2 protein-coding genes are annotated in these 1,697 nt (G+C 32.3%); both read right to left on the bottom strand.

Annotated elements, in window-relative coordinates:
- Nucleotides 1–1,119 (bottom strand): hypothetical protein (locus tag B3C94_RS12815; RefSeq protein ID WP_293904222.1); only part of this gene is annotated, 1,119 nt, incomplete at its 3' end.
- On the bottom strand, nt 1,119–1,697 hold a 579-nt coding region (locus B3C94_RS12810; protein ID WP_293904220.1), incomplete at its 5' end, for a TlpA family protein disulfide reductase. The genes B3C94_RS12815 and B3C94_RS12810, both read right to left, overlap by 1 nt.

The raw sequence follows: 1,697 nt of genomic DNA, 5'->3' as shown, positions 1-1,697 counted from the left end.
ATCGGATAATTTCTTTATATTATTTATCTTTTTATCTAGCTGTAATATAGATTTATAAAGAGGTGAATATATGACTACTAGATCAGAAGCACCAAAATCGTCTATCCAGAATAAATCATCACTAATTCCGATTGCTTCATTAAACAAATCGCAATTAAATAACAAAATACTTGCATTAAATTTATTCGCCGCCTTAATTTTAGTGATGATATACTCAAGGTCTAATTCTTTCACTAAAAGGGGCGCTGGCACCATAAGAAAACAATCTAACCTATCCTCAAGAGCCTTTTTGGCACAAGCTTGAATACATCCTATTATATCTAATTTTTCAGTCTTATAATCACAATTCAAATATCGGACTGTCAAATTATCAGTTATGGTACGGGATGATATTTCCGGATATCGCTCGTGATCTACTACTAAATTATTTCCACTTAATATATAGTAACCTATTCTCTGAATAGATTTAGATAGAAATTGTCCCCCGTGTAACCTTTTATGTACTTTTTTTAACATATTGATTTTATCAGAGCAGCTTATAAATAATGCAGAGACTTTTCTATCATTATTTTTATCAGTAGCATCTGAATATCCGAAATCCTCTTGAATAGAAATGAATGGATGAAAACACATCTTTCTTAACGATATATCTGATATATAACTATCTATTGTGTGGTCATCGATTGGTTCAGATTCCAAAAAACGAGGTATAAACTTTTTGTAAATAATCATAAATTGGGTACCTGAAAAGCTATCCAACCATATTAGTTCACTGTTATATTTTATAATGCCCCTCCCGCTACTTACTCCTCCCAGTAAAACATCTACTTGTAAGTTAATTCCGATTTCTATTTGATTTATAAAGGTATTGATATCGAAGTCATCTGTGAATAGATGGTCATCTTCACAAATTAGAAAATATTCATTTCCATCGTTGTTCGCTTCTGTTTTAAAAATCTCTTTTACTGTCTTCCAAAGTCCGATGGAACCGCGGCTATCTCTTATAGCCGCCGTGATTATTAGATTAAAATAATCATAACCTTCAAACTGGTCTAAAATATGAGTGAGTCTATCTTTTCTATTAGGCAGATTAATTACATAGGTGTTTAGTTTCCTCATCAGTTAACATTCTTTTTTAAAATTTTTTCTAAAACTCTAACATCTGAATTCTGATAGATCACTTCCCCTTTCCGATCTAAAAGAATGTAAGCTGGAAAAATGGATGGAACAAGACTTTCTTTACTACTTTTAGAAATTGGTAAAAAAAGATGAATCCAATCGGCCTTTTGGGATGATATAATTTCGGACGCATTTTTTTTATTCTCTTCTTTATCATAGAGTATACTTATCATATTTATTTTGGTGCCGAATTTGTCGTAGATAGCGATGAGATCTGGAAAAGCCGCTATGCAGGGCTGGCACCATGTTCCCCAAAAATCAATTAATATAAATTCCTTTTCTTTATTAATTGTAGCAGTGCTATTCCGATAATAATCTTGAAGGGGGCCAACTTCATCCATCAATTTGGAGAGATAGTTTCTTTCAGATGGACTTGAAGATGTTAAAATCAATGCTGTGTCGTTCCAATTTATCTTATATTCGACGCTTCCTAATGTGACAGTGGAATTCGGCATAATTATATCAGAGGAGACAATCGTGGAATCGCTTATTTCCATTTTATTAAGACGAAGCATATT

It is taken from the genome of Sphingobacterium sp. UBA5670, from assembly GCF_002420705.1.
In the GTDB taxonomy this organism is placed as follows: domain Bacteria; phylum Bacteroidota; class Bacteroidia; order Sphingobacteriales; family Sphingobacteriaceae; genus Sphingobacterium.
The sequence above is the reverse complement of the archived record's forward strand: the minus strand, read 5'-3'. Positions and strand labels throughout refer to the sequence as shown.